The organism is Jiella endophytica, assembly GCF_004519335.1.
GTDB lineage: Bacteria > Pseudomonadota > Alphaproteobacteria > Rhizobiales > Rhizobiaceae > Jiella > Jiella endophytica.
The window spans coordinates 190,869-217,275 of record NZ_SOZD01000001.1 but is presented as its reverse complement, the minus strand read 5'-3'; the positions used below and the strand labels follow the sequence as shown (position 1 = coordinate 217,275).

Genomic DNA, 26,407 nt, shown 5'->3' with positions numbered 1-26,407 from the left:
GCGGCTTCTCCTCTCAGAGCCCTTCGGCGAATTCGTCGATCAGCATGCGGATGACGCCATGCAGCGCTTCGCGCTCGCTCGCGCCCGCTCCCCGCAGGGTGGAGAATTTCGACAGCTGCCTGTCGGCGCTCGTCCCATTCTGAAAGACGTCGCGCAGTCCTTCGACTTCGGCAAGGCATCCGAGCGCCTCGGCGTGGGGGCGCGCCAGCGCGATCAATTCGTCGAGCAGGGCGACATAAGGCACGAGTTCGCCTTTGCCGAAATCGATGAGGCTTTCACTGACACCGTAGCGCTGGGCCCGCCAGCGGTTCTCGGAGATGAGGAAGCGGTCATATCGCCGCCAATAGCGGTTCTCGGCCCGCAAGCCATAGAGAAACCGGAAGAGCGACTGGGTCAGCGCGGCGACCCCGATCGCTTCCGAGATCTTCGGCATCACGTCACAGATGCGCGATTCCAGCGTCGGAAACCGCTCGGACGGCCGGACATCCCACCAGATCTTGGTGCGATCCTCGATCAGACCGGTATCGATCAGGATGCCGGTTGCTCTCGCATATTCGGAGAAGCTCGAAAAGCTCGGCGGGATGCCGGTGCGCGGCATGTTGTCGAACACCGTCAGACGGTAGGATTTCAGCCCCGTATCGCGCCCGCCCCAGAACGGCGAGGATGTCGACAGCGCCAGGAGATGCGGCAGGAAATAAGAGAACTGGTTCATCAGGTCGATGCGCAGATCGTCGTCGTCGATCCCGACATGGACATGCATCCCGCAGATCAGCATTCGCCGAGCGACGGCCGCGAGATCCTCTTCCAGCTCGCGATAACGCTCCTTGTCGGTGAAGCGCTGCTCGTCCCACTCGGCGGTCGGGTGGGTGGAAACGGCCAGCGGTGCACAGCCATGCTCACCGGCGATGCGCGCGACCGTCTGCCTCAGCCGGGAGAGATCCTCGTGCGCCTCGGCGATCGTCTTGCAGATCCCGGTCCCGACCTCGATCTGGCAGCGCAGGAATTCCGGATTGACCTTGTCGCCAAGCTCGGCGACGCAGTCTTCCAGCAGGCCTTCCGGCGCCGAAGCAAGATCGAGAGTTTCCCGGTCGACGAGGAGATATTCCTCCTCGATGCCAAGAGTGAAGCTGGGTTCGACACTGGCCATCACCACAAATTGCGGCTGCGTGAGTGGAAGGCAAGCCGCAGGACCTGCTTGCCGTCACATCGGCAGGATGCGGCCGCCCCGCATTGCTTGACAGGCGAAACGTTGTCCGGGCTTCCTTCGGAACAAACCATCCGGAGAGCCGTCTCATGCCCGTCGAGCCTGCCACCTTTCTGGCCTTCGTCGCCGCCTCGGTGATCCTCCTCGCAATCCCGGGCCCGACGGTGGTGATGGTCGTCGGCCAGGCCCTCGCCCATGGCCGCAGAACGGCGCTCGCAAGCGTTCTCGGCGTCGGTCTTGGCGATCTCGTCGCCGCGACCCTCTCGCTTGCCGGGATCGGCGCGCTGCTCGCGGCATCGGCGGAGGCCTTCGCCTTGGTCAAATGGGCCGGCGCCGCCTATCTCGTCTTCATCGGGCTGAAGCTCTGGCGAAACCCGCCGCGGCCGGCCGACGCCGTTGCAACCGGTGTGACGAGCGGACCCGGCCGGGTGTTTCGCGATGCCTTCCTGGTAACGGTCTTCAACCCCAAGGGCCTCGTCTTCTTCGCCGCCTTCGTGCCGCAGTTTATCGCTCCGGGCCGCGACTATCTCCCGCAGGCAGCGGTCTTCATCATGACCTTCGTCCTTCTCGGCGTCCTCAATGCCGCCCTCTATGCGAGGCTCGCATCCGGTGCCCGGTCGCTGCTGACGCGGCCGAGAGCGCTGACGATAGCGGGTCGCTTCGGCGGGGCCTGCCTCGTCGGCGCGGGCATCGCCTCGGCACTGGTACGCCGGCCCGCGTCCTAGGCATCAGCCGAGCCACGTATGCCTGTGAAATAGGCACTCTGTATCCTTCTTGTGCATCATTGTTCGAAGGAGGCGGGCAAGGTACCCCAGCAAGCCGTGCCGGGAGGCTTGGCATGGCCGTTGCTTCAGTCGGAGCGAACGACGCCTGCCCTGAAGGACATGCCTTGCCGAATCGAGCCGCCGATCTGGAACTTGCCGCCATCACCAAGGCCTATGGAGAAACGATCGCCGTCGACCGGGTCTCGTTGAAGATCCCGGCGGGCACCTATTGCTGCCTGCTCGGCCCGTCCGGCTGCGGCAAGTCCTCGACGCTGCGGATGATCGCCGGCCACGAGTTCATCTCCGACGGCGACGTGATGATCGGCGACACCGTCGTCAACGACCTGCCGCCCGCCAAGCGCGGCACGGCGATGATGTTTCAGAGCTACGCCCTGTTCCCGCATCTGTCGGTGCGCGAGAACGTCGCCTTCTCGCTGAAGATGGCCGGAGCGGCCAAGGCCGAGCGGCTGAAGCGCGCCGACGATCTCCTGGCGCTGGTCGACATGACGCGTTACGGCGACCGGCTGCCGGCACAGCTCTCCGGCGGCCAGCAACAGCGCGTCGCCCTCGCCCGGGCGCTCGTCACCAACCCGACGGTGCTGCTTCTCGACGAGCCGCTCTCGGCCCTCGACCCGTTCCTGCGCATCCGCATGCGCGCCGAACTGAAGCGCTACCAGCGCGAATTCGGCATCTCCTTCATCCACGTCACTCACAGCCAGGAAGAGGCGATGGCGCTCGCCGACATGGTGGTGGTGATGAACGACGGCCGCATCGAGCAGGTCGGCTCACCCCGCGAGGTGTTCAACGCCCCGAAGACGGTGTTCGTCGCCAAGTTCATGGGCGGCCACAACGTCGTTCCGGAAGGCGGCAAGTCCTATGCCGTGCGGGCCGACCGCATCAAGCTCGCGCGGCCCGGCGAGGCCGGCGCCAAGGCGACCGTCACCGACGTCGAATATCAGGGGATGACCGTGCATGTCGCCCTCACCCGCGAGGACGGGACGGACCTTCTCGTGACGCTTGCCGAGACCGAATTCGACCGGGCGCCGGTGAGTGTCGGCGACACGGTGTCCGTCGGCTGGCAGCCGGCAGACCGCCACGAACTCGCGGCCTGACCGCCGCAATCGATCCCACCACCCAGACTTTAACCAGAGACGGAGGAAGCATTTCCATGACGATCCTGAAGGAAACCCGCGGCGGCGTCACCCGCCGGTCGATCCTCAAGGCATCGGCGGCCATCGCCGGCGCCGGCGTCATCACCAAGGTCACCGGCTTTCCGGCGATCGCCCAGGAAAAGGTGACGCTCCGCTATCTCTCGACGGCGGTGAACCAGTCGCCCGCGATCGCCGAAAAGGCCGGCGAGGATCTCGGCATCAAGGTCGAATATATCGCCGTGACCACCGACGACGTCGCCAAGCGCGTGATCACCCAGCCGAACTCCTTCGACCTGGTGGACACCGAATATTTCGCCCTGCCGAAGCTGCTTCCCTCCGGCAACATCATGGGCCTCGATGCCAAGAAGATCAAACTCGCGGACAAGATCGCCTCGGTGATCCGCGAGGGTACGGTCGCCGGTAAGAAGATCGGCCTCGACGGCACGGCGCCCGCCGAGGTGCTCTATCTGCCGGACGAGGAGGCGACGGAATTCGCCGAGGAGCCGACCGACTTCCTCACCCTCATCCCGACCACCTACAACGCCGACACGCTGGGCATCCGTCCGGACCTCATCGACGGTCCGGTGGAGAGCTGGGCCTCCCTGCTCGACCCGAAGTTCAAGGGCAAGGCGGCGATCCTCAATATCCCGTCCATCGGCATCATGGACGCGGCGATGGCGATCGAAGCCCGCGGTGACATGAAATATGGCGACAAGGGCAACATGACCCGCGAGGAGATCGACGCGACCATCGCGGCGCTGATCGAGGCCAAGCGCGCCGGCCAGTTCCGCGCCTTCTGGACCGACTTCAACGAGAGCGTCAATCTGATGGCCTCCGGCGAGGTGGTCATCCAGTCGATGTGGTCGCCGGCGGTCACCGCGGTCCGCACGCAGGGCATCGAATGCAAGTACCAGCCGCTGAAGGAAGGCTACCGCGCCTGGGCCTCGGGCTTTGGCCTGCCGGTTGCGATCGAGGACCGCGAGAAGGATGCGGCCTACGAGTTCATCAACTGGTTCCTCTCCGGCTGGGCCGGCGCACATCTCGCCAAGCAGGGCTACTACACCGCCGTCCTCGAGACGACCAAGGAAGCCATGGAACCCTACGAATGGGCCTACTGGTTCGAGGGCAAGCCGGCCGAGAAGGACATCCACGCGCCGGACGGCAAGCTTCTGGAGAAGGCCGGCGCCACCCGCGACGGCGGCTCCTATGACGAGCGCATGGGCCGCGTCGCCTGCTGGAACGCCGTCATGGACGAGAACATCTACATGATCCGCAAGTGGAACGAGTTCATTGCCGCCTGAGGTCATGACCGAGACGCTGGACGCTCCGACGCAGGTCGGGGCGTCCAACGCCGACAAGGGAGTGGCGCGCACCGGCGCGCGCCGCACCTCCTGGACGCCTGCCTGGGTGGCCTATCTCCAGGCGGCGCCGATCGCGCTCGTCTTCCTTCTCTTCTTCATCCTGCCGCTGATCGCGACCTTCGTCGTATCTTTCTGGAACTACACCGAATATTCCATCGAGCCGGCCTTCGCCCTGACCAACTACCAGGACGTCTTCTATGGCTGCTTCTCAGGCTCTTCCGGCCTCTGCACGACCTTCGCCACCTATCTCTCGACGCTGAAATTCGTCGCCATCGTCTGGGCGATGACGCTCGCGATCGGCTTCACGATCGCCTATTTCCTCGCCTTCCACATCCGCACGCTGCCGATGCAGATCGCGCTCTTCATGGTCTGCACCATTCCGTTCTGGACCTCGAACGTCATCCGGATGATCTCCTGGATCCCGCTGCTCGGCCGCAACGGTCTCGTCAACGAGATGCTGCTGGCGACAGGGCTGATCGACCGGCCGCTGGAATGGCTGCTTTACTCCGACTTCGCCGTCTCTCTCGCCCTCATCCACCTCTACACGCTGTTCATGGTGGTGCCGATCTTCAACTCGATGATGCGCATCGACCGCTCGCTGATCGAGGCGGCCTACGACGCCGGCGCTTCCGGCTGGCAGACGCTGACCAACGTCATCATCCCGCTGGTCAAGCCCGGCATCCTGATCGGCTCGATCTTCGTCGTCACAATCGTCACCGGCGACTATCTGACCATCGGCATCATGGGCGGCCAGCAGATCGCCTCGGTCGGCAAGGTCATCCAGACCCAGATCAACTTCCTGCAGTTCCCGATCGCCGCGGCCAACGCCATCGTTCTCCTCGCGGTGGTTCTCGTCACCATCTGGGGCATGCTGCGCCTCGTCGATATCCGCAAGGAGCTCTGAAGGCATGGCCACCGCCTCCACCACCCGCGAGGAGAAGCGCCCCGGCTCGTTCTACGCGCTGTCGGCGTTCTTCGCGCTCTTCGTGGTCTTTCTCTACGGGCCGGTGGTGACGATCCTCATCCTGTCCTTCCAGGGCCCCTCCGGCGGTCTCACCTTCCCGATGAACGGCGTCTCGCTCTACTGGTTCGAGCGGCTGTGGAGCGGCCGCGGCACCGTCGATATCGGCAGTGCCTTCCAGCGCTCGCTGATCCTCGGCCTGACGGTGATGGTGCTGACGGTCGTCATCTCGGTGCTGGCGGGACTTGCCTTCCGCAAGAAGTTCTTCGGATCGACGGCGCTGTTCTATGTCGCGATTGCCAGCCTGATCGTGCCGTCGATCGTCGTCTCGCTCGGCATCGCGCTGGAATTCCGCATCCTCGACGACATCCTGCGACCCCTGCTCTACCAGATCGGCCTTCTGTCGCGGCGAGGCAATTCGCTTGGCCTCTTCACCTCGGGCCTCGGCGCGCATCTTTCCTGGACGCTGCCATTCGGCCTCCTGATCATGTTCGCGGTGTTCAACCGGCTGAACAAGAGCTACGAAGAGGCAGCCCGCGACCTCGGTGCCTCCAACTGGCAGAGCTTCCGCCATGTGGTGCTGCCGATGATCGCGCCCTTCCTGATCGGCATCGCGCTGTTCGGCTTCACCCTTTCCTGGGACGAGATCGCCCGCTCCAGCCAGACCATGGGTTCCACCAACACCCTGCCGCTGGAGCTTGCCGCATTGACGACGACGGTGACGACGCCGGAGATCTACGCGCTCGGAACTTCCGTCACGGCGGTGTCCTTTACGGTGATCTTCGGGACGCTCGCGGCCTTCGTCCTGTTGCAGCGCAGAAGGCAGCGCCGCGCGCTGGCGGACTGATCGCCCGGACGCATCCATGAAAATCGGTTTGGCCGCGTGACAAATTCGCCGCCTCCGCGCTGCGACAATGCCGTAAGAGTGCTGATGTTGCGACAGTGTCCCGGAACGTCGGAGCCGCCGGCAGCCGATCGTCTAGAGGGACCACCAGCCGTCTGAGGGGGCCCGTTGCGGATCTCGATCGTCAATCCCAACTCCACCCGGTCGATGACCGAGACGATCGCCCTAGCGGCGCGCCATGCGGCGGCGCGGGGCACTGAAATCCTTGCCTATCAGAACGACGCGGGGCCGGTCTCGATCGAGGGCCATGTCGACGGCGCACTGGCCGTGCCGGGGCTTCTCCATGCCCTGGCGATCGCCGAGCGTGACGGCGCGGACGCCCATGTCATCGCCTGTTTCGACGATACCGGCCTCGAAGCCGCCCGCTCGATCCTCAAGGGGCCGGTGATCGGCATCGGCGAGGCCGCCGCGCGGATGGCGAGCCTCGTCGCCCGGCGTTTCTCGGTGGTGACGACCCTGTCTGTCTCCGTGCCGATCCTCGAGGACAATCTTGCTCGCGCCGGCCTGTCCGGGCTGTGCGCCAGCGTCCGCGCGTCGGAACTGCCGGTCCTTGCCCTCGAGGCCGACCCTGAGGCCGCCAACGACAAGATTTCCGAGGAGATCGCCAGGGCCATCGACCAAGACGGCGCCGAGGCGATCGTCCTCGGCTGCGCCGGGATGGCGGGTCTTGCCGCCGAGCTTTCGGAGCGCCATGGCGTGCCGGTGGTCGAGGGGGTCTCGGCGGCGGTCAAGCTGATGGAGGGGGCCGTGACACTCGGCCTGAAGACGGCCAAGCGCGGAGGCTATGCGCCGCCTTCGCCGAAGGACCAGGGCTTCGTCTATCCGGACGGCATGGTCCCCGCAAGGGCCGAAGTCGAAGCATGACCGGCACTCCGCCCGATCTCGAAATCCGCCCGATGCGCGAGGCGGAACTCGAGATCGCCGTCGACTGGGCGGCCGAGGAGGGCTGGAACCCCGGCCTCGGCGATGCAGCGGCCTTCCGAGCCGCCGATCCGGACGGCTTCTTGATGGCCTTCCTGGATGGCAAGCCTGCAGCCTCGATCTCGGTCGTCGCCTATGACGGGGATCACGGCTTTCTCGGCTTCTACATCGTGCGGCCGGGCCTGAGAGGCCAGGGAATCGGCTGGGCGCTCTGGCAGGCAGGCATGGCTCGGCTCGAAGGCCGCTCGATCGGGCTCGACGGCGTCGTCGACCAGCAGGCGGCCTATGCCAGATCCGGCTTCGTCCTGCAGCATCGCAACATACGCCATCAGGGCGTCGCCGCGCCGATCGCCGACGGACAGGAGGGTGCGCGGCCGGTCGGCGACGACGATCTCGAACCGATCGTCGCCTTCGACGCCCGGCATTTCGGTTTTGAACGCGGCGCCTTCCTGAAGACCTGGCTGTCGACGCCCGGCCACGTGTCGCGGCTGATGACGTTGCCCGGCGGCGGGCTTGCCGGCTACGGCGTCGTGCGGCCCTGCCGCACCGGCTTCAAGATCGGGCCGCTGTTTGCCGAGACGCCCGATGCGGCATCGGACCTCTTCGACGCGCTGGTGCGGATGGTCCCGCCGGGCGAACCGCTGGTGCTCGACGTTCCCGAACCCAACAAGGCCGGGATCGCCCTTGCCGCATCGCGGGGGATGAAGCCGGTCTTCGAGACCGCGCGGATGGTGAAGGGCGAGCCGCCTGTCCTGCCGCTCGATCGGATCTTCGGTGTGACGAGCTTCGAGCTCGGCTGAAAGACGAGGACGGGCGATGTTCGACTTCATCCTGCGCGATGCCAGGCTCGGCGGCCGCGACGAGATCCTCGACATCGGCGTTGCGGGCGGGCGCATCGCGGCCCTCTCGCCGGGTCTTCCTGAAGGGGCCCCAAGCCGCTCGGCCGAGGGCCGCTTCGTGTGCAGCGGCTTCGTCGACGCCCACATCCATCTCGACAAGGCATTGATCCTCGATCGCTGCCCGATCTGCCAGGGCACGCTGCAGGAAGCCGTGTCGCTGACGGCGAAGGCCAAGGCCGGCTTCACCGAGGAGGACGTCTATGCCCGCGCGGAGACCGTGCTCCGTCAGGCGATCGTCTCCGGCACCATGGCGATGCGCAGCTTCGTCGAGACCGACCCGCGCGTCGGCCTCAGATCCTTCGAAGCTCTGACCCGGCTGAAGAGTGACTATGCCGGGATGATCGACCTCGATCTCTGCGCCTTCGCCCAGGAGGGCCTGACCCAGGAGATGGCGACCCACGACCTTCTGGTCGCGGCGCTGGAGGGCGGCGCCACCAGCGTCGGCGGCTGTCCCTATACCGACCCCGATCCTGTGGCCCACATCGATCTCGTGCTCGACCTTGCCGAGCGCTTCGGCGTTCCGGCGGACTTCCACATCGACTTCGACCTCGATCCAGAGGGCTCAGACCTGCCGGCGCTGATTGCCGCCGTGAAGGCGCGCGGACTCCAGGGGCGGGTGTCGATCGGCCATGTCAGCAAATTGTCGGCGATGGCGCCGGACCGCTTCGACCGGCTTGCCGGCGAACTGGCCGCAGCCGATATCGGCCTCGTCGTCCTGCCGGCGACGGATCTCTATCTGATGGGCCGGGATGCCGACCGGCTCGCCCCGCGCGGCATGGCGCCGGCCGACCGCCTCGCCAGGGCCGGCGTCAGGACGGCGGTCGCCACCAACAATGTCATGAATCCCTTCACGCCTTTCGGTGATGCATCGCTGATCCGCATGGCGAACCTCTTCGCCAATGTCGCGCAGATCGGCAGCGACGAAGAGATGGCATCCGCCTTCGCGATGGTCGGCGAGCGGGCCGCCTCGGTCATCGGCCTTGCGAGGCCTGAAACGCCGGAGGTCGGCGCCCCAGCCGACCTCGTTGTCCTCGATGCCACGAGCGCGGCAGAGGCCGTCCGCCGCATCGCCCAGCCGATCGCCGGATGGAAGGCCGGCCGCCAGACATTCGAGCACCCGCTGCCGACGATTGTCGCTGACAAGGCCGGAGACTAGTCGGTCCCGGCTTTTACTCGGGAGGCCGGTCAGACGCCGCATCGCCGCATCCCCGGCTGCACGCCTCGCGGGCGAAGCCACGGATGCGCTCGAAGACGTTCACTCGTCATAGGATTCAACCACAACCCGCAAGCCGATCACTTGTCAGCATACCGATCATCAGTATAGTGAGAGATGGGCTTGTCTGGCTCTCGCGAGGCGGCGCGGCGGGCCGGTCGGCACTCCGGGACAAGTCTCGCGTCCGGCTGCATGAACTCCCGCACACCATTCCCTGGGCAGCGGCGGAGAAGACGACGCATGTATCCACGATGATTGGGCAAGAGCGATGCGGAATGGATGACTGCACAGACGCCGCGCCGGACTTGAAAGACCGCGGGCAAGGGGTCGGCGCCTCGCCATTGCGGCTCGAGGATGCGCGCTATCTCACCGGCCGCGGGCGCTTCGTCGCCGACATCAAGCTGCCCGGCATGCTCGACGTCGCCTTCGTCCGCAGCCCCCTCGCCCATGCCCGCATCGGCCACATCGCCAAGCCAGACGCCCACGCGGACGCGGTCTTCGTCGCCGCCGATCTCGTGGGCGCGAAAGGCATTCGCGCCGATTCCGGCCTGGCCGGCTTCCGCTCCTCCGTGCAACCGATCCTCGCCGACGCCAAGGTCCGCCATGTCGGCGAGGCAATCGCTGCCTGCCTCGCCCCGTCCCGCGCTTTGGCCGAGGACATCGCCGACGAGGTCGTCGTCGATCTCGAAGAGCTTCCCGCCGTTCACGAGATGACCACGGCGCGCGACGCCGAAATGCCGCTGCTCCACGAAGACTGGGAGGAGAACGTCTTCCTTGAGACCGCCGTCGACTATGACTTCGACGCCGGCATTGCCGGGGCGGCTGCGGTGGTGAAGCGGACCTACCGCACCTCGCGCCAGTGCATGGCGCCGATGGAGGGTCGCGGCGTCGTCGCTTACTGGGACAATCAGGCCGAACAGCTCGTCGTCTACACCGCGACGCAGATGCCGCATATCGTGCGCACCGGCCTCTGCGAATGCCTCGGCCTCGATCATGGCCGAGTGCGGGTGATCCCGCCGGATGTCGGCGGCGGCTTCGGCTACAAGGGCATCCTCTCCACCGAGGAGGTGTTCGTCGCCTGGGCCGCTATGACGCTGCGCCGCCCGGTGCGCTGGATCGAGGATCGCCGCGAGCATCTGACCGGCAACGCCAATTGCCGCGAACATCACTACGAGATCATTGGCTATGCGAGCGCCGACGGCACGCTGCTCGCCGTCGACTGCGAGGCGATCGTCGATTCCGGCGCCTATTCGATCTACCCCTTCTCGGCCTGCCTCGAGGCGGCGCAGGTCGCCAGCATCCTGCCCGGCCCCTATCGGATGGCCGGCTATCGCTGCCGCACCTGGTCGGTCGCTACCAACAAGCCGGCGATCCTGCCCTATCGGGGCGTCGCGCGCACCGGCGTCTGCTTCGCCATGGAGCTGATGATGGACGCGCTCGCCGCCGAGCTCGGCATCGAGGGCCATGAGATCCGGGCGAAGAATCTGGTGCCGCCCGAGGCGATGCCCTTCACCAACATCACCGGCAAATATTTCGACAGCGGCGACTATCCCGAGGCGCTCAGGCGCGCCGTCGAGGCGATCGACGTTCCCGCCGTCAGGGCGCGGCAGAAGGCCGGCGAGCGCATCGGCGTCGGCTTCTCGATCTTCTGCGAACAGGGCGCCCACGGCACCTCCGTCTATGCCGGCTGGGGCATCCCGATGGTACCGGGAGCCGAGCAGGCCGGCGCGCGGCTCACCCCCGATGGCGGCCTCGAACTGCGCGTCGGCGTGCAGAGCCACGGCCAGAGCCTCGAGACGACGCTGGCCCAGATTGCCCATGAAGAGCTCGGCGTGCCGATCTCGCGGGTGCGCCTCGTCCATGGCGACACGGCGCTGACGCCCTATTCCACCGGCACCTGGGGCTCGCGCTGCGCGGTCATGGCCGGCGGCGCGGTGGCGGCGGCGACGCAGAAGCTCGGCGAGCGCATCAGGACGATCGCCGGCCATCTCCTGCAGGTTCCCGCCGAGGAGATTGTCCTTGCCGGCGGCATGGCCCGCACCCGCCAGGGCCAAGGCAAGGTCTCGCTCGCAGAGATCGGCCGCCTCTGGTATCTCGGCCCGCAGCACCTTCCCGCCGGGGCGGAACTCGCCGGCCTCGAAGTCACCGAGGCCTACAAGCCGCAACGCGACACCGGCACCTTCTCCTATGCCTGCCACGCCGTCGTCGTCTCCCTCGACATCGAGACCGGTTCGGTTCGGCTCCTCGACTATGTGATCGTCGAGGATGCCGGGGTGATGATCAATCCGATGGTGGTCGATGGCCAGGTTCTCGGCGGCGCGGCCCAAGGGATCGGCACGGCGCTGTTCGAGGAGATGGCCTTCGACGCCTCCGGCCAGCCGATGGCCGCGACCTTTGCCGATTATCACCTGCCGGGGGCCGCGGAGATCCCGGCGATCCGCATCCAGCACATGGAATCGCCCTCGCCGCTGACGCGCTTCGGCCAGAAGGGCATCGGTGAGAGCGGCGCGATCGGCCCGCCGGCCGCCATCGCCAACGCCGTCAACGATGCCATGGCCGATCTCGGCGCCAGCATCGGCGAATTGCCGATCAAGCCCGAGCGGGTGCTCGGCGCCCTCGCCGCGCAGAAGGAACGGGCGGCATGAAGCCGGCGCCCTTCGCCTATGTCGCAGCGGCCTCGGCCGCCGATGCGCGCCGGCATCTCGGCGCCGGCGGCGTCTCGGCAAAGATCCTCGCCGGTGGCCAGTCGCTCGGCCCGATGCTGAACCTGAGGCTCGCCCGGCCGAGCCATCTCGTCGACGTCACCCGCGCCGGCGATCTTCGCACCGTCACCGACGAGGGCGACGCGCTGCTCTACGGCGCCGCCATCCGCCACGCCGAATTCGAGGATGGCGACGTTGCCGACGCGACGCCCGGCTGGCTGGCGGCGATCGCCCGCGGCATCGCCTATCGCGCCGTGCGCAATCGCGGCACCATCGGCGGCAGCCTCGCCCATGCAGATCCGGCCGCCGACTGGGTGGTGACGCTGACGGCGCTGGGCGCCGAGGTGGTGATCGCCGGCGAAAACGCCGCACGGACGCTGCCGATGACCGGTTTCGTTCAAGGCCCGCTGGCGACGGCGCTCGAGCCTGGCGAGGTGATCACCGGCATCCGGATCGCCAAGCGCGGCTCCAGCGCGCGCTGGGGCTACTGGAAATTCACCCAGAAGGCCGGCGAGTTCGCCAAGGCCAGCGCGGCGGTGCTGATCGACCTCGAGCGCGGCGAGACCCGCATCGTCGTCGGTGCCATCGAGCGAGCGCCCATCGTCCTCGACGACCCTGAAGCAGTCCTGGCCGATCCCGATATCGCCCTGCCGCTGCTCGAGCGCCTCACGGCGCCGAACCCGCCGGCGACCCTGGCGCTGCACGCCGCCGCCGTCCGCAGAGCCTGTCTCGCGGCGGCGAAAGACGAGGACATGCCGTCGTGACCGCCATTTCGCTGACCGTCAACGGCCGCCGCCAGTCTGCCGAGGTCGAGCCGCGAACCCATCTCGCCGATTTCCTGCGCGAGGACCTGCTTCTCACCGGAACCCATCTCGGCTGCGAGCACGGCGTCTGCGGCGCCTGCACGCTGATGGTCGACGGCCGGCCGGTGCGCTCCTGCCTGACCTTCGCGGCAAGCTGCGACGGCGCCGAGGTGCAGACCGTGGAAGGCTTCGAAGACGATCCGCTGATGACGCGGCTGCGCGACGCCTTCAGCCGCCATCACGCGCTGCAATGCGGCTACTGCACACCGGGCATGCTCGCCACCGCCTACGACATCGTCCGCCGGCTGCCGGAGGCCGACGAGCCGCGTATCCGGGAAGAGCTCGCCGGCAATCTCTGCCGCTGCACAGGCTATGCAGGCATCGTCGCGGCGATCGCCGAGGTTCTCGCCGACCCGCTAACGGCGCCACTTCAGCCGCGCGAGCGTCCCGCGCTTTCGGCGGCGGAGAACGGGCCGCAGCCCCCTGCCGCGGCGACAGCCTCCGCCAGGCCTGCAGCAACCTCCTTTGCCACCACGTTGCCGATCCCCGAGCGGATCGACGGCGGCGTCACGCTGGAACGGCGGCTCTCTTTGGACATCGCGCCGCAAGCCCTCTGGACGCTGCTTGAAGATTTTCAGGCCGTCGTCGCCTGCCTGCCGGGCGCATCGCTGGAGAGCGTGCCCGAGGGACCAGGCGAGCCCGTGACGGGAAGCTTTACGGTGGCGATCGGCCCGATGCGGGCGCAATTTCGCGGCCGCGCCCTCGTCGCCTATGACGAAGTGCGAAGGACAGGCCTTGTGCGCGGCACCGGCGGCGATCCGGTCAGCCGGTCGCAGGCCGAAGGCCAGATGCGCTTTGCCGTCGAGGCGGGTGCCGATACCGCAGGCAGCGTCCTCGTCGTCGCCCTCGTCTACCGTCTGAAGGGCCCGCTGTCGCAATTCGGACGCCCGGCCATCGTCGCCGACGTCGTCGACAGGCTGCTCGCCCGCTTCGCCGACAATCTGGCGGCACTCGCCGAGGGCCGCGGCCCGGTGCATGCCGCACCGATGTCGGGCTTCGGGCTGATCTTTGAAACGATCTCGATGCGCGTGCAGAAGCTTCTTGCGAGGCTGCGCGGTTGATCCACGTTGCGTCGAAAGGCTTTTTCCTGACGATCCCATCCGGGTCTGCTTAAAGGCATCATGACAAACGCTTCGAAAGACCCTGAGATCGCCACCGGCGAAGCCGCCGAGAGCCCCGCGCTGGCAGCCCTCCGCGAGCGGCCCGGCTTTCTCATCCGCCGCCTGCACCAGATCCATGTCGCGCTGTTTGCCGAGGAATGTGCCGGCGAAAACATCACGCCGGTGCAGTTCTCGATCCTCTCGGCGCTGGAGGAAGCCGGAAGCTGCGAGCAGACCGGCCTCGGCCAGGCGGTCGGGCTCGACCGCACCAACACCGCCGACGTGCTTGTGAGGCTGCAGAAGCGCGGGCTGATCCGCCGCCGCGTCGTCACCAAGGACCGGCGCCGCAAGCTCGTCAGCCTTACCAGCGTCGGCCAGGCGACGCTGGAGCGGATCAAGGCGGCCGCCGCCCGCGCCCATGACCGGACCGTGCAGTCCCTGCCCGCCGAAGAGCGTCGGCGTTTCGTCGACAGTCTCGTTACGCTGGTCGAAGCCAACAACGACGTCGGCCGCGCCCCGTTGCGGCTGAGCTGAGGCGACAGACGACGGCGCCAGGCGCCGCTCAAGACACGGAGTGCAGCCGATGACGCTGGAAGTGAACCGTCCCGATATCCTCGCCGAAGTCGAAGCGGCCTTCGCCCGATACGAGGCGGCGCTCACCTCGAACGACGTCGCCGTGCTCGACGAGCTGTTCTGGCAGAGCGAACTCACGGTGCGCTACGGCGCCGGCGAGAATCTCTATGGCTATGAGGCGATCGCCGCCTTCCGGGCCGCACGCCCGTCGAAAGGTCTCGAGCGGGACCTCTCGCAGACGCTCGTCACCACCTTCGGCGAGGATTTCGCCACCGCCTCGACGCTGTTTCGCCGCGAGGCGACGAGCCGGATCGGCCGGCAGATGCAGACATGGGTGCGCATGCCGCAGGGCTGGCGGATCGTCGCCGCCCACGTCTCGCTGACGGACGATTGAGGCGTCGGGCGCTGGAACGCGCCCGAACGCGCAGGAAAAGCCCTCGCGTCTTTCCCGAAACATTCCCAGGCGGCCTCAGGCCGCAGCGGCGCGGATGACCTCCACCGCGATCGGGGTCGGCTTGCCGCCCGCGGCCGGATTGTGCTCCTGCGGGCAGTTGGACAGGACCGCGATCACCGGCTGCTCGGCCTTCAGCACCACCTGGTCGCCGGGCTTGGAGATGCCGTGGGCGATGACCACCTCGCCGTCCTCCTTGAAGGGAACACGCATGAAAAAATTGATGTTGGAGACGATCTCCGACGGCCCGAGCCCCCATTTCGCCAGTTCGGCAATGAAATTGCTCCGGCAGCTCGCCGTACTCGTAACGTCGTAGCGCAGCCTGTTGCTCTCGTTGCTGCAGCAGCCGGCGAGCGTGTCGTGATAGCCGCAGCTGTCCTCCTCGACGGTGAACAGCAGGCGGGCGTGATCGGAATAGATCCGTGAGCCCTTGGTCACATAGAGCGACCTGTTCAGCTTGATGGTATTGGGAAGGTTCATCCGGTCGAGCGGCATGTCGGCGCCATAGCAGAGGAAGTCCACCGCCTGCTGGCCTTCGAGATCGGTGATGCGCAGCCGGTCGCCGCTTTCCAGCCGGCCGGACCAGCGGCCGCCGGCCGGAATGATTTCACGTAAAGCTGCGGCGGGTTCCGGGCGGGCGGGCGATGTCATGGCGAGACTCCAGAATGTGGTCGGACGGGCAGCCGCGAAGGCAGCCACCGGGCCTGTCGGAAGCAAGCGGCGAGCCAATCGCACCTGCCCACGATCATTATGCAGTACACTGACGGAAATGCCTCGCGTCGCCCATTTGAGCATGCCGATCGATGCCGACGAGACGACCGCGTGATGCATGCATTCGTGGTCAGCACAGCATCGAGCACCGCCTGAAAGCTGAGCAGCCCTCCCTGCTGTTGCCCAGATAATAGGCGTCGTGACACGTCTCCCGGCGCTCAGAAGCCAAGCCCGCTAGCCGTCCCGCCTGGAAGAACTCCAGCAAATCCGCGCGCTCCACCCTGATCGGCCCAGCGTGGCACGCCACTTGCTCAGCATACTTACGATCGACCCTCCGTGGCACCGCCGATGCCAGCCCGGCTGGCAGCAAGCGCGGCATCGCGGATCGGCGTCGGTCGTCAACCCCGGCAGCCGCGGCTGTGCCTTTCCGCCTGATGAACAGGAGCCTTTCATGCGCCTCGATCGTGATTTCCTCACGCCTTTCGCCTTGCGGCGTCTCGCGCTCGCCGCCGCCCTCCTGGTGCCTCTTTCAGGCGCCGGCGTTCGCGGTGCGCATGCCGCCGATCTCGACGCCATCAAGTCGAGCGGCACGATGCACGTCGCCACCGAGGACGATTTCCATCCCTTCGAATTCGTCGAGGACGGCAAGCCGAGCGGCTACGACAACGCGCTTCTCGACCTCGTCCGCGAGAAGGCGCCGTTCAAGATCGAGCAGGACATCATTCCCTGGGCGGGCATCCTGCCGGGCGTGACGACGGGCAAATACGACATGGCCGTCACCGCCGTTCTGGTGAACGACGAGCGCAAGCAGACCCTCGCCTTCACCAGCCCGGTCGCCGAGTCGACCAGCTATTACGTGATGAAGAAGGATCAGGACGCCATCGGCTCGGCATCCGATCTCAACGGCAAGACCGTCGGCGTCCAGGCCGGCAGCGCCATGCTCAAGCATCTCCAGGCCTTCGACGCGAAGCTGAAGGCCGATGGCGGTTCCGGCATCGCCAAGATCGTCGAATATCAGAGCTATCCGGAAGCCTATCAGGATCTCGCCATCGGCCGCACCGACGCCGTCGTCAACACGCTGATCAACGTCCAGGCGCTCGTCAACGAGAAGCCGGAAGTCTTCAAGCTCGGCGAGGCGGTGTCGGAACCGGTCTACATCGCCTGGGCGACCGCCAAGGGCAACGACGCGCTGGTCGAGTACATCAGCTCGGTCCTGCTTGCGGCCCGCAAGGACGGCACGATGTACGAACTCCAGAAGAAGTGGTTCGGCGCGAGCTTCGAGGACATGCCGGAAGCCATCCAGTGATCCGACTGTCGCAACACTGAACGGACGCTGGACCGCCGCATGACCTGGTACGATGTCTACGCCATATTTCAGGGCGCCGTGTTCACGGTGGCGATCTCGCTCGCGAGCATCGTCATCGGCCTGCCGCTCGGCCTCGGCTTCGCGCTCATCCGCTGGTCCCGCATTCCCGTTCTCGACCGCATCGTCGTCGTCTATGTCAGCGTCATCCGGGCCTCGCCCGCGGTGACGCTGGCGCTTCTGATCTTCTTCGCCCTCCCGGTGGTGGGGATATCGATGGGCGCGGTCACCGCCGCCATCGTCACCCTCACCCTCTCGACCGCGACCTTCAACACCGAGATCTGGCGCGGCGCGCTGATGAGCTTTCCGAGCGACCAGCTGGAATCGGCGCGCGCCTTCGGCATGCCCCGGGCCTTGCGCTTTCGCCGCATCGTCTTTCCGCAGATCCTCCACTCGGCCCTGCCGGCCCTCGTCAACGAGATGACGCTGCAGGTGAAATCGAGCCCGGCGATCGCCGTTCTCGGCCTCGTCGACATCACCCGTGCAGCCTCGCGCGTCGGAGCGCGGACCTACGACCCGCTGCCGCCCTTCGTCGTCGCGCTGGTCCTCTACAGCCTGATCGTCGCGGTCTTCGTCATGAGCCAGCGCTTCATCGAGCGCCGCCGCGCGGCCGAACTGGAGGCGGCGCGATGAACGGTCTCGCCATCGTCTGGGACAATCGCGGCGTCTTGCTGGCGGGCTTTGCCAACACCCTCACCTTGTCCTTCGTCGCCGCCGTCGTCTCCCTCCTTCTCGGCACGCTGCTCGCCATGGCACTGATGGCGCGGGCGAAGCCCGTGCGCCTCGTTGCCACCCTCTATGTCGACGCGATGCGTTGCGTGCCGTTCCTGCTGCTTGCCTATCTGATCTATTACGGCCTGCCGAGCTTCGGCATCAGGATGAGCAACTGGACCTCCGGCCTCATCGCGCTCATCGTCTACAACATCGCCTATATGGCCGAGCTCTTGCGCGCCGCCTGGTCGAACCTTTCGAAGGAATCGATCGAGGCGGGCCACGCCTTCGGCTTTCACGGCCTGAAGCTGGTGCGGCGGATCATTCTGCCGCCGGTGTTCTTCGCCGCCGTGCCGATGATCGGCAACCAGACGATCCAGATCGTCAAGGACAGCGCCTTCCTGACGATCATCGCGGTCGCCGAGCTGACCCAGGCGGCCATGGCCATCCAGACCACCTATTTCGTGCCCTTCGCCTCCTTCGTCGCGGCGATCGCCCTCTACTGGATCACCTGCATGGCGATCGAGACCGGCGTCGCCTTCGTCGGGCGCGCCGCGAGGACCCGGCAATGATGGAGCTGCAATGATCCCGCCCATGGATGCTGCCGAAGCGCCGGTGGTGCTCGCCGCGCATGGCATCTCGAAGTCGTTCGGTGCCAACACGGTCCTCACCGACATGGAACTGACCGTCCGCAAGGGCGAGACCGTCTGCCTTCTCGGCCCGTCCGGTTCGGGAAAGTCGACCTTCCTGCGCTGCCTGAACTGGCTCGAGGAGCCGGATGCCGGCTCCGTCCTCTTGAAAGGCCAGAGGATCGGCGTGCGCGCCTCCGGCAACATCGTCATGAGCGACGGCGAGCTTGCCGCGATCCGCACGCGGATCGGCATGGTGTTTCAGCATTTCGCCCTGTGGCCGCATCTGACCGTGCTGCAGAACGTCATGGAAGCGCCGATCCACGTCCAGCGCCGGGACAAGGCCGAGGTCCGCCGCGAGGCCGAGGCGCTGCTCGAGCGGGTCGGCATCGCCGACAAGGCGGGCCAGTATCCGGCGCGTCTTTCCGGCGGCCAGAAGCAGCGGGTCGGCATTGCCCGGGCGCTGGCGATGAAGCCCGACCTTCTCCTGTTCGACGAGCCGACCAGCGCGCTCGATCCCGAACTCGTCGGCGAGGTGCTCGCGGTGATGAAGGATCTCGCCCGCGAGGGCATGACCATGGTCGTCGTCACCCACGAAATGGCCTTCGCAAGGGACGTCGCCAGCCGGGTGGTCTTCCTCGACCGCGGCCGCATCGTCGAGAGCGGATCGCCGGAAGAGTTCTTCACCCGGCCGAAGACCGACCGGGCAAAGCAGTTTCTGCTCCGCTACTCGGCGCAATAGCGGTTGGGCACGACCGTCGAACCGGGCCGTCCGGGGCGGCGCAGGTGACACGCCTCATGCCCTGGCATCGGAGCGCGGTCCGCGACGCCGCGGTGCGAAGTGCGGATCAAGGCTATGCCGCCCGATGCACCTCCCCGCCAGCGGCGTTCCATCGCTCCGCCTGCTGCGCATCCTCGCGGCAACGCACAAAAATTCGCCAAAAGAACCACCCGCGACTTCACCTAACCCGTTGAAATCCTGTCGCCGCGGCTTGGCACGGTGATTGCATGCAATTTCACGACAGCGCCGAACCCTCCGCCCACCACCCTCGAAGGCTCCTCCTCCCGTTCCAGTCAGAAGGACAGCACATGGACCGTAGAACATTCTTCAAGGCCGCGGCCGCCGGCGGCCTCGCCGCGGCCAACCTTCCCTTCCTGCGCAACATCGCCCATGCGCAGGGCCGGCAGCAGGCGGTCATCGTCACCGGCGGTTCGATCAACAGCCTCGACATCCATCGCACCGGCACCAACCGGCCGAGCTATCAGGTGGCGGTCAACGTCTACGACCGGCTGGTGAGCTTCGGGGTCGATCAGCGGGAAGACGGCTCCTACACCTTCGACTATTCAAAGGTCGTGCCGGAGCTCGCCGAAAGCTGGGAGAGCGCCGAGGACGGCAAGTCGATCACCTTCAGGCTCAGGCCCGACGCGACCTTCTGGGACGGGACGAAGGTCACCGCCGAGGACGTGCGCTGGTCGTTCGAGCGGGCGCTGGCGCTCGGCGGCTTTCCGAAGTCGCAGATGGGTGCGGGCGGCTTCGTCGATCCCGCCCAGTTCGTCGCCGTCGACGAGGCGACCTTCCGGGTCGATCTGAAGGAGCCATCGAAGCTTTCGCTGCCGGATCTCGGCGTTCCCGTCGCCATCGTCATCAATTCCAAGCTCGCCCTTGAAAACGCCACCGACGCCGATCCCTGGGCCAGCGACTATCTGCACCGCACTCCCGCGGGCGGCGGCGCCTTCAAGGTGGAGCGCTGGGATCCCGGCCAGCAGATCGTCTATGCCCGCAACGAAAACTGGACCTGCGGCCCGGTGCCGGCGATGGAGCGGGTGATCGTGCGCGAGGTGCCGAGCCTTGCCACCCGCCGCGCCCTCATCGAACGCGGCGACGTGACACTCTCCTTCGACATACCCAACAAGGATGCCAAGGACCTGAAGAATTCCGCCTCGGTGAAGGTGGTCGGCTCGCCGATCGCCAACTGCATCCACACCCTTTGCCCGAACCTCACCTTCGAGCCCTTCAAGGACAAGCGGGTGCGCCAGGCTCTCGCCTGGGCCCTGCCCTATCAGCAGCTCTTCGATCAGGCGGCCTATGGCCTCGGCGTGCCGCTGTGGGGCGGCGACAGCACCACTCCTCAGGACATCAGCTGGCCTCAGCCCTTTCCCTACAAGACCGATCTCGACAAGGCCCGCGCGCTGCTCGCCGAAACGGACTATGCCAAGGGCTTCGACGTGCCCCTCTCCTTCAGCCTCGACTTTGCCGACTGGGGCGAGCCGGCGGCCGCGCTGATCCAGGATTCGCTCCGCCAGATCGGCATCAACGTCACGCTCGAAAAGATCCCCGGCGCCAACTGGCGGACCATCGCGCTCGTCGAAAAACGCCTGCCGCTGTTGCTCGAGAACTTCGGCGGCTGGCTCGATACGCCGGACTACTACTTCTATTTCGCCTATCTGAAGGGCAATCTCTTCAACGCGTCGAACTACGACAATCCGGAAATGCAGAAGCTCGTCGACGCGACGCTGCCGATGCCCGTCGACGCGCCGGACTATGCGCCCAACGTCCGCCGGATGATCGCCATCGCCATCGACGATCTGTCGCGCATCCCCCTCTGGCAGCCGACCCTGAACTCCGCCATGGCCGAGAATCTCGACGGTTACGAGTTCTGGTTCCACCGCCAGATCGACGCCCGCCCGCTGAAGTTCAAGGCCTGAGACGAAGCCTTGGGAGGTGGCGGGCCGGCCCCGCCACCTCTCCCGCGACCTCGCCGTCACCCAACGGATCGGACCCAACGGATGAGCCGTATTTCTCTCGTCGCGGGACGCATCGCGCTCTCTTTGCCGACGATCTTCGGTGTCATCGTCATCAGCTTTCTCCTGACGCGCGCTTTGCCGGGCGATCCCGCGGCCTATTTCGCCGGGCCGACGGCGACGCCCGAGTCGATCGCCGAGATCCGCCATTCCCTCGGCCTCGACCGCTCGCTGCCGGTGCAGTTCCTCGCCTATCTGCAGGATCTTGCCACCGGCGATCTCGGCCGCTCGATCTCGACCGGCCAGAGTGTCCTGTCCGACCTTCTGACGCGTCTGCCCGCCTCGCTGGAGCTGACCTTCCTGGCACTGCTGATCTCGCTCCTCGTCGCCATTCCGGCGGGCATCCTCGCGGCCACCCGCCCCGACGGGATCGTCGACCAGGCGACGCGCTTCCTGGTCACTGCCGGGGTCAGCCTGCCGACCTTCTTCACCGGCCTGCTGCTTCTCTTCATATTCTACTTCAAGCTCGGCTGGGCACCCTCGCCGCTGGGGCGTCTCGACATCCTCTACCTGCCGCCGCCGCAGTTGACCGGCTTCTATCTCGTCGATTCCCTGCTCGCCGGCGACTTTGAGACGTTCCGGGCAGCACTCGCCCAGCTCGCCCTGCCGGCGATCACGCTGGCGCTCTTCACCATGGCGCCGATCGCCCGCATGACCCGCGCCGCGATGATCGCCGCCCTCGGCAGCGAATATATCCGCACCGCCCGCGCTGCCGGCCTGTCGCGCCGCAAGGTGCTGTTTGTCTATGCGCTGCGCAACGCCCTCCTGCCGGTGGTGACGACCCTCGGCATGGTGTTCTCCTTCGCCCTCGGCGCCAACGTCCTGGTGGAAAAGGTCTTCGCCTGGCCGGGCATCGGCTCCTATGCCGTCGATGCGCTGATCTCGTCGGACTATGCCGCCGTCCAGGGCTTCGTCCTGACCATGGCGCTGCTGTTCGTCACGCTGAACCTTCTCATCGACATCCTCTACACCCTGCTCGACCCGCGGATTGCCCATGAGAGCTGACCCGATGCGCGTTGACCCGACGACGGGCGAAGCCGTCCCCCTCCCCGCCGCGCCGCAGGGGACGCAGGGCCGGTGGAAAGACGCCGCCGGCGAACGGCTTCGGCTTTTCGTCTATGTCGCCCGCGGCTCGACGACGACGATGCTCGCCATGGCAATGGCCACGCTCTTCGTCCTCGTCGCGATCCTCGGCCCGGCGATCCTGCCCTTCGATCCGCTGGCCTCCAATCCGCAGGCGGCGCTGCAGCCGCCTTCCGCCGACCACTGGTTCGGCACCGACAATCTCGGCCGCGACGTCTTCTCCCGCGTGCTCGCCGCCACCCGCCTCGACCTCGGCATCGCCTTCGGCGCGGTCGCCCTCTCCTTCGTCTTCGGCTCGTTGATCGGGGCCCTGTCGGGCTATTTCGGCGGCTGGGTGGATGCGGTGTTCGGCCGCCTGATCGACGTGATCATGGCCTTTCCGCTGTTCGTGCTGGCGATGGGCATCGTCGCAGCCGCCGGCAACACGGTGGAAAACATCGTCTACGCCACGGCGATCATCAACCTGCCCTTCTATGCCCGGATCGTCCGCTCAGAGATCGCGATCCGGCGTGAGGCGGGCTTCGTCCAGGCCGCCCGCCTGTCCGGCAACGGCGACTTGCGGATCATCGCCGTGCATCTCTTTCCCAACGTGCTGCCGCCCTTGATGGTGCAGCTCTCGCTGAATCTCGGCTGGGCGATGCTGAACGCGGCGGGCCTCTCCTTCATCGGGCTCGGCGTGCGCCCGCCGACGCCGGAATGGGGGATCATGGTCGCCGAAGGATCGAACTTCATCATCTCCGGCGAGTGGTGGCTGGCGCTGTTTCCCGGCGCGACGCTGATGCTCGCGGTCTTCACTTTCAACCTTCTCGGCGACGGTCTGCGCGACCTCGTCGATCCGCGCCAGCGCACGTGAGGCGGTAGCGATGAACGACGTTCCGCTGCTTCAGATCGACGATCTCGCCGTCACCTTCGAGACCCGCGGCGGCAAGGTGGAGGCGGTGCGCAACGTCTCCTTCCAGCTGAAAAAGGGCGAGGCGCTGGCCATCGTCGGCGAGTCCGGCTCGGGCAAGTCGGTGACCTCCTATGCCACGATGCGGATTCTCGATCGCAACGGCACCGTGGCCGGCGGCAGGATCACCTTCGGCGGCATGGATCTCACGACCGCGAGCGAAGCTGCCATGTCAGACCTTCGCGGCCGCGAACTCTCGATGATCTTCCAGGATCCGCGCTCGGCGCTCAATCCGATCCGCACCGTCGGCCGCCAGATCGAGGACGTGCTCCTGCGCCATTCCCAGGCGACGCGCCACGACATGCGCGCCAAAGCCATCGAGATGCTGCGCAAGGTGAAGATCGCCCGGCCGGAGGAGCGCTATCACGCCTATCCGTTCGAGCTCTCCGGCGGCATGTGCCAGCGCGTCGTCATCGCGATCGCGCTCGCCTGCGATCCGCAACTTCTCATTGCCGACGAGCCGACCACCGGCCTCGACGTGACGACGCAGAAGGCGGTGATGGACCTTGCCGACGACCTGCGCCGGCAGTCGAACCTGTCGCTCCTGCTCATCACCCACGATCTCGGCCTCGCGGCCACCTATTGCGACCGCATCGTCGTCATGGAAAGGGGGCGGATCGTCGAGGCGGCCGAAGCCCGCACCCTCTTCGCAGCCCCCCGGCATCCCTATACCAGGCGCTTGATCGCGGCGATGCCCCGGCGCAGCGCCGGGCTTCGCGATCTCCTGCCACCGGGCGACACCAAACGCGCCCCGCCCACCCGTCCGGCGATCGCGGCCGAGCCGCTTCTCGTCGTCGATAAGCTCACCAAGACCTTCGGTCCGAAGCTCGGACTGCCGGGACGGCTCTTCGGCAAGAGCGAAGCGCCGGCGCCCGCCGTCGACCGCCTGTCCTTCATCCTTCACCGCGGCGAGAGCCTCGGGCTCGTCGGGGAATCGGGCTGCGGCAAGTCCACCACCTCCTCGATGATCATGCGGCTGCTCGACCCGACCGCGGGACAGATCGTCTTCCACGGCGAGCGGATCGACCAGATCCCCCGCGCCCGCTTCGCGAGTTCGCCCCTCAGGGCCCGCATGCAGATGGTCTTTCAGGACCACACCGCGAGCCTCAACCCGCGCTTTACCGCCCGGCGGTCGATCGCCGATCCGATCCTGCGGCTCGGGCGCCGCCGCGACAGGCGCTCCCTCGACCAGAGGGTGGCAGAACTCGCCGAAAAGGTCTCGCTGCCGCCCGAGCTTCTCGACCGGTTTCCGCATCAGCTCTCCGGCGGCCAGAAGGCGCGCGTCGGCATCGCCCGGGCGATCGCCCTGTCGCCCGACCTGTTGATCCTCGATGAACCGACCGCGGCGCTCGACGTCTCGGTCCAGGCGGTCGTCCTCAACCTTCTCGCCGATCTGCGCGCCGAGATGGGCCTGAGCTATCTCTTCATCAGCCACGATCTGGAAGTCGTGCGGCTGCTCTGCGACCGGGTGATTGTGATGCGCGCCGGCGTCATGGTCGAGGAGGGCCTGACCGGAGAAGTGCTAACCCATCCGCGGGCCGACTATACGCGCGAGCTGATCGACGCCATCCCGTCGATCGAGCCCGACTCAGCCCTTCCCAACGCCCCTGTCACTGACGATCCAGCAGCCGGTGTGCCGGCCGCGCCGGTCCGATGAGCGGCGATCACGCTCCGCACGAGCCTTCCGTCGCACCGACCGAGGTCTGGCAGGCACTCTATCCGCCCGGAAGCTTCGCCGCCCCCGATCGCCGCAATCATCAGGAAACCTTTCCGGCCAGCCTTCCGGACCGCCGCCAGATCGCCCTGCCGATCCGGCCGCTGCCGGAGGAGCCTGGCTTCGCCGTCGCCTCGCTGATCGTCAACCAGGCGAGCTTCGCCGTCGAGGACGCGCTGATGGACATGATGGCAGAGCTGGTTGCTGAGGCCGGCGCCGAGATCGTCGTCGCCGTACCGACCCTCGGCCTGACGCTGGCGAATGGCGTCGCCCGGCGCCTCGGTCATTCCCGCATGGCGGCGCTCGGGACCACCCGCAAGTTCTGGTACGACGACGCCCTCAGCCAGCCTTCGGCCTCGATCAGCAGCCGCAAGGCGCCGAAGACGCTGTTCCTCGATCCGCGCCTCGCGCCGCTTCTCGCCGGGCGCCGCGTCGCGGTGGTGGACGACGTGATCAGCACGGGTTCGTCGCTCCTCGCCGTCCTGCGTCTTCTCGAAAAGATCGATATCGAGCCGGTGGTGGTCGCAGCGGCGATGCTTCAGACCGACCGCTGGCGCAGCGCCCTCAGCGCCGGCCTGCCTGATTTCGCAGGCAAGATCGTCGGCGTCTTCGAAACGCCGCTGCTTGAACGCACCTCGGCAGGCGGCTGGCGACCGGTCACGCCCGCCGGTGCCGACGGCACGGCAGGGGTCACGTCGCCGTGACTGGCCACGGGGTTGAGCGGTCCGATCGCCGCCATCATGCCTTGTGGACCGGAATGCCTAGCTGGTCGCCGGCTCCGGTATCAGGCTGGCCGCCGGTCCCGACCCTGCCGGGTGTCCGATCAGGAAGGGTCGCTGCTCTCGGCGTGAGACCCGCACTCCGGCCCTGCCTCGCCCGCCTCCGCCGCGTCGCAGCTGTCGTGATGAGCCGCGACCAGCTTCTGCATCAGGGCGATCAGCTGCGCCTGCTCCGCCGGATCGAGCCGCTCCACGGTCGCCTGATGGGCGCGGCGCACCGCCAGCTCCATCGCCTTCAGCAGAGCCCGCCCCTCGGGCGTCAGCCGCGAGGTCTGTACGCGGCGGTCGCGGGTGCCGACGCTGCGCTTCAAAAGACCCCTGCCCTCCAGCCGCTTCAGCGCGCCGGTGGTCGTCGTGCGGTCGAGGGCGACGGCGCGAGCAAGGCTCGTCTGGTCCGCCTCGCCGGTCTCGCCCAGCGTCGACAACAGGCTGTATTGCACCGGCGTGATGGCGAACTCGGCGCAGAGTGCGCTGAACAGGCTGACATGGATCTGATGGATCCGGCGGGCGAGAAAGCCCGGGCGCTCCTCCAGCGGCCAATAGGTCGGCTCGCCCTCGGGCGCCCCGTGATCTGCCATGATGTCCTTCCTTGCCGTCGC

General features: G+C 66.9%; 25 protein-coding genes. 22 read left to right on the top strand and 3 right to left on the bottom strand.

Translation table 11 applies throughout. The features are described from left to right. Window positions 1–13: 13 nt before the first annotated feature. On the bottom strand, window positions 14–1,147 hold the full coding sequence (locus tag E3C22_RS01100) for a carboxylate-amine ligase (protein WP_134759403.1): 1,134 nt from the start codon (window positions 1,145–1,147) through the stop codon (window positions 14–16). 146 nt (window positions 1,148–1,293) lie between these two features. Between E3C22_RS01100 and E3C22_RS01095 the strand changes: the two genes are divergently transcribed. The 13 genes from E3C22_RS01095 to hpxZ all read left to right on the top strand — a co-directional run bounded on the left by E3C22_RS01095 (window position 1,294) and on the right by hpxZ (window position 15,010). After that, window positions 1,294–1,929 carry a LysE family translocator gene (locus E3C22_RS01095; RefSeq protein WP_134759397.1) on the top strand — a complete coding sequence of 212 codons (636 nt, stop codon included), beginning with the start codon at window positions 1,294–1,296 and terminating at the stop codon, window positions 1,927–1,929. A gap of 164 nt (window positions 1,930–2,093) precedes the next feature. Continuing rightward, window positions 2,094–3,080 carry an ABC transporter ATP-binding protein gene (locus E3C22_RS01090; RefSeq protein ID WP_245514697.1) on the top strand — a complete coding sequence of 329 codons (987 nt, stop codon included), beginning with the start codon at window positions 2,094–2,096 and terminating at the stop codon, window positions 3,078–3,080. A gap of 56 nt (window positions 3,081–3,136) precedes the next feature. Beyond that, on the top strand, window positions 3,137–4,420 hold the full coding sequence (locus E3C22_RS01085; protein WP_134759393.1) for an ABC transporter substrate-binding protein: 1,284 nt from the start codon (window positions 3,137–3,139) through the stop codon (window positions 4,418–4,420). 4 nt (window positions 4,421–4,424) lie between these two features. Further along, a complete protein-coding gene (locus tag E3C22_RS01080; RefSeq protein ID WP_134759391.1) occupies window positions 4,425–5,384 on the top strand; it encodes an ABC transporter permease in 960 nt (319 codons plus the stop codon). 4 nt (window positions 5,385–5,388) lie between these two features. Further along, entirely contained in the window at window positions 5,389–6,288 is a 900-nt protein-coding gene (locus E3C22_RS01075) for an ABC transporter permease (protein ID WP_134759389.1), read from the top strand. A gap of 165 nt (window positions 6,289–6,453) precedes the next feature. Then, entirely contained in the window at window positions 6,454–7,209 is a 756-nt protein-coding gene (locus E3C22_RS01070; protein ID WP_134759387.1) for an aspartate/glutamate racemase family protein, read from the top strand. After that, window positions 7,206–8,066: a GNAT family N-acetyltransferase gene (locus tag E3C22_RS01065; RefSeq protein WP_134759385.1), complete on the top strand. Its 861-nt coding sequence runs from the start codon at window positions 7,206–7,208 to the stop codon at window positions 8,064–8,066. The genes E3C22_RS01070 and E3C22_RS01065 overlap by 4 nt, the downstream gene beginning before the upstream one ends. Window positions 8,067–8,082: 16 nt before the next feature. Continuing rightward, entirely contained in the window at window positions 8,083–9,321 is a 1,239-nt protein-coding gene (locus E3C22_RS01060) for an amidohydrolase family protein (RefSeq protein ID WP_134759383.1), read from the top strand. 332 nt (window positions 9,322–9,653) lie between these two features. Beyond that, a complete protein-coding gene (locus E3C22_RS01055; protein WP_134759381.1) occupies window positions 9,654–12,023 on the top strand; it encodes a xanthine dehydrogenase family protein molybdopterin-binding subunit in 2,370 nt (789 codons plus the stop codon). Next, a complete protein-coding gene (locus E3C22_RS01050) occupies window positions 12,020–12,844 on the top strand; it encodes an FAD binding domain-containing protein (protein ID WP_134759379.1) in 825 nt (274 codons plus the stop codon). The genes E3C22_RS01055 and E3C22_RS01050 overlap by 4 nt, the downstream gene beginning before the upstream one ends. After that, window positions 12,841–14,004 (top strand): 2Fe-2S iron-sulfur cluster-binding protein, encoded by a 1,164-nt coding sequence (locus tag E3C22_RS01045; RefSeq protein ID WP_134759377.1) that lies wholly within the window; start codon window positions 12,841–12,843, stop codon window positions 14,002–14,004. Before E3C22_RS01050 ends, E3C22_RS01045 begins: the two co-directional genes overlap by 4 nt. 60 nt (window positions 14,005–14,064) lie before the next feature. After that, a complete protein-coding gene (locus tag E3C22_RS01040; protein ID WP_134759375.1) occupies window positions 14,065–14,577 on the top strand; it encodes a MarR family winged helix-turn-helix transcriptional regulator in 513 nt (170 codons plus the stop codon). 49 nt (window positions 14,578–14,626) lie between these two features. Next, window positions 14,627–15,010, top strand: coding sequence for an oxalurate catabolism protein HpxZ (gene hpxZ, locus E3C22_RS01035; RefSeq protein ID WP_134759373.1), 384 nt, complete (start codon window positions 14,627–14,629; stop codon window positions 15,008–15,010). Between the two features lie 75 nt (window positions 15,011–15,085). Here the strand turns inward: hpxZ and E3C22_RS01030 are convergent, their stop codons facing one another. Then, window positions 15,086–15,718 (bottom strand): DUF1989 domain-containing protein, encoded by a 633-nt coding sequence (locus E3C22_RS01030; protein ID WP_167591585.1) that lies wholly within the window; start codon window positions 15,716–15,718, stop codon window positions 15,086–15,088. Between the two features lie 511 nt (window positions 15,719–16,229). Here E3C22_RS01030 and E3C22_RS01025 point away from each other — a divergent pair. The 9 genes from E3C22_RS01025 to E3C22_RS00985 all read left to right on the top strand — a co-directional run bounded on the left by E3C22_RS01025 (window position 16,230) and on the right by E3C22_RS00985 (window position 25,733). Next, window positions 16,230–17,084: a transporter substrate-binding domain-containing protein gene (locus E3C22_RS01025; RefSeq protein ID WP_134759369.1), complete on the top strand. Its 855-nt coding sequence runs from the start codon at window positions 16,230–16,232 to the stop codon at window positions 17,082–17,084. A gap of 39 nt (window positions 17,085–17,123) precedes the next feature. Further along, window positions 17,124–17,774, top strand: coding sequence for an amino acid ABC transporter permease (locus E3C22_RS01020; protein ID WP_134759367.1), 651 nt, complete (start codon window positions 17,124–17,126; stop codon window positions 17,772–17,774). Beyond that, window positions 17,771–18,424 carry an amino acid ABC transporter permease gene (locus E3C22_RS01015; RefSeq protein WP_134759365.1) on the top strand — a complete coding sequence of 218 codons (654 nt, stop codon included), beginning with the start codon at window positions 17,771–17,773 and terminating at the stop codon, window positions 18,422–18,424. The genes E3C22_RS01020 and E3C22_RS01015 overlap by 4 nt, the downstream gene beginning before the upstream one ends. A gap of 10 nt (window positions 18,425–18,434) precedes the next feature. After that, the gene (locus E3C22_RS01010) at window positions 18,435–19,223 is read left to right on the top strand and encodes an amino acid ABC transporter ATP-binding protein (protein WP_134759363.1); all 789 of its coding nucleotides are present in this window, start codon (window positions 18,435–18,437) and stop codon (window positions 19,221–19,223) included. Window positions 19,224–19,570: 347 nt separating this feature from the next. Then, a complete protein-coding gene (locus tag E3C22_RS01005) occupies window positions 19,571–21,187 on the top strand; it encodes an ABC transporter substrate-binding protein (protein WP_134759361.1) in 1,617 nt (538 codons plus the stop codon). A gap of 81 nt (window positions 21,188–21,268) precedes the next feature. Beyond that, on the top strand, window positions 21,269–22,288 hold the full coding sequence (locus E3C22_RS01000; protein ID WP_134759359.1) for an ABC transporter permease: 1,020 nt from the start codon (window positions 21,269–21,271) through the stop codon (window positions 22,286–22,288). Between the two features lie 139 nt (window positions 22,289–22,427). Further along, on the top strand, window positions 22,428–23,219 hold the full coding sequence (locus tag E3C22_RS00995; RefSeq protein WP_134760853.1) for an ABC transporter permease: 792 nt from the start codon (window positions 22,428–22,430) through the stop codon (window positions 23,217–23,219). A gap of 10 nt (window positions 23,220–23,229) precedes the next feature. Further along, window positions 23,230–24,972: a dipeptide ABC transporter ATP-binding protein gene (locus E3C22_RS00990; protein ID WP_134759357.1), complete on the top strand. Its 1,743-nt coding sequence runs from the start codon at window positions 23,230–23,232 to the stop codon at window positions 24,970–24,972. After that, window positions 24,969–25,733 carry a phosphoribosyltransferase gene (locus E3C22_RS00985; protein WP_134759355.1) on the top strand — a complete coding sequence of 255 codons (765 nt, stop codon included), beginning with the start codon at window positions 24,969–24,971 and terminating at the stop codon, window positions 25,731–25,733. The genes E3C22_RS00990 and E3C22_RS00985 overlap by 4 nt, the downstream gene beginning before the upstream one ends. Before the next feature lie 119 nt (window positions 25,734–25,852). Here E3C22_RS00985 and E3C22_RS00980 read toward each other — a convergent pair whose 3' ends face one another. Continuing rightward, window positions 25,853–26,386: a MarR family winged helix-turn-helix transcriptional regulator gene (locus E3C22_RS00980; RefSeq protein ID WP_134759353.1), complete on the bottom strand. Its 534-nt coding sequence runs from the start codon at window positions 26,384–26,386 to the stop codon at window positions 25,853–25,855. Window positions 26,387–26,407: the final 21 nt, after the last annotated feature.

Coding starts and splice junctions, on each gene's coding strand:
- E3C22_RS00980 (WP_134759353.1), bottom strand. CDS start 26,386: ATGGCAGATCACGGGGCGCCCGAGGGCGAGCCGACCTATTGGCCGCTG.
- E3C22_RS01080 (WP_134759391.1), top strand. CDS start 4,425: ATGACCGAGACGCTGGACGCTCCGACGCAGGTCGGGGCGTCCAACGCC.
- E3C22_RS01100 (WP_134759403.1), bottom strand. CDS start 1,147: ATGGCCAGTGTCGAACCCAGCTTCACTCTTGGCATCGAGGAGGAATAT.
- E3C22_RS01085 (WP_134759393.1), top strand. CDS start 3,137: ATGACGATCCTGAAGGAAACCCGCGGCGGCGTCACCCGCCGGTCGATC.
- E3C22_RS01015 (WP_134759365.1), top strand. CDS start 17,771: ATGAACGGTCTCGCCATCGTCTGGGACAATCGCGGCGTCTTGCTGGCG.
- E3C22_RS01020 (WP_134759367.1), top strand. CDS start 17,124: ATGACCTGGTACGATGTCTACGCCATATTTCAGGGCGCCGTGTTCACG.
- E3C22_RS00995 (WP_134760853.1), top strand. CDS start 22,428: ATGCTCGCCATGGCAATGGCCACGCTCTTCGTCCTCGTCGCGATCCTC.
- E3C22_RS01040 (WP_134759375.1), top strand. CDS start 14,065: ATGACAAACGCTTCGAAAGACCCTGAGATCGCCACCGGCGAAGCCGCC.
- E3C22_RS01030 (WP_167591585.1), bottom strand. CDS start 15,718: ATGACATCGCCCGCCCGCCCGGAACCCGCCGCAGCTTTACGTGAAATC.
- E3C22_RS01095 (WP_134759397.1), top strand. CDS start 1,294: ATGCCCGTCGAGCCTGCCACCTTTCTGGCCTTCGTCGCCGCCTCGGTG.
- E3C22_RS01050 (WP_134759379.1), top strand. CDS start 12,020: ATGAAGCCGGCGCCCTTCGCCTATGTCGCAGCGGCCTCGGCCGCCGAT.
- E3C22_RS00985 (WP_134759355.1), top strand. CDS start 24,969: ATGAGCGGCGATCACGCTCCGCACGAGCCTTCCGTCGCACCGACCGAG.
- E3C22_RS01010 (WP_134759363.1), top strand. CDS start 18,435: ATGATCCCGCCCATGGATGCTGCCGAAGCGCCGGTGGTGCTCGCCGCG.
- E3C22_RS00990 (WP_134759357.1), top strand. CDS start 23,230: ATGAACGACGTTCCGCTGCTTCAGATCGACGATCTCGCCGTCACCTTC.
- E3C22_RS01025 (WP_134759369.1), top strand. CDS start 16,230: ATGCGCCTCGATCGTGATTTCCTCACGCCTTTCGCCTTGCGGCGTCTC.
- E3C22_RS01060 (WP_134759383.1), top strand. CDS start 8,083: ATGTTCGACTTCATCCTGCGCGATGCCAGGCTCGGCGGCCGCGACGAG.
- E3C22_RS01005 (WP_134759361.1), top strand. CDS start 19,571: ATGGACCGTAGAACATTCTTCAAGGCCGCGGCCGCCGGCGGCCTCGCC.
- E3C22_RS01075 (WP_134759389.1), top strand. CDS start 5,389: ATGGCCACCGCCTCCACCACCCGCGAGGAGAAGCGCCCCGGCTCGTTC.
- hpxZ (WP_134759373.1), top strand. CDS start 14,627: ATGACGCTGGAAGTGAACCGTCCCGATATCCTCGCCGAAGTCGAAGCG.
- E3C22_RS01055 (WP_134759381.1), top strand. CDS start 9,654: ATGGATGACTGCACAGACGCCGCGCCGGACTTGAAAGACCGCGGGCAA.
- E3C22_RS01065 (WP_134759385.1), top strand. CDS start 7,206: ATGACCGGCACTCCGCCCGATCTCGAAATCCGCCCGATGCGCGAGGCG.
- E3C22_RS01000 (WP_134759359.1), top strand. CDS start 21,269: ATGAGCCGTATTTCTCTCGTCGCGGGACGCATCGCGCTCTCTTTGCCG.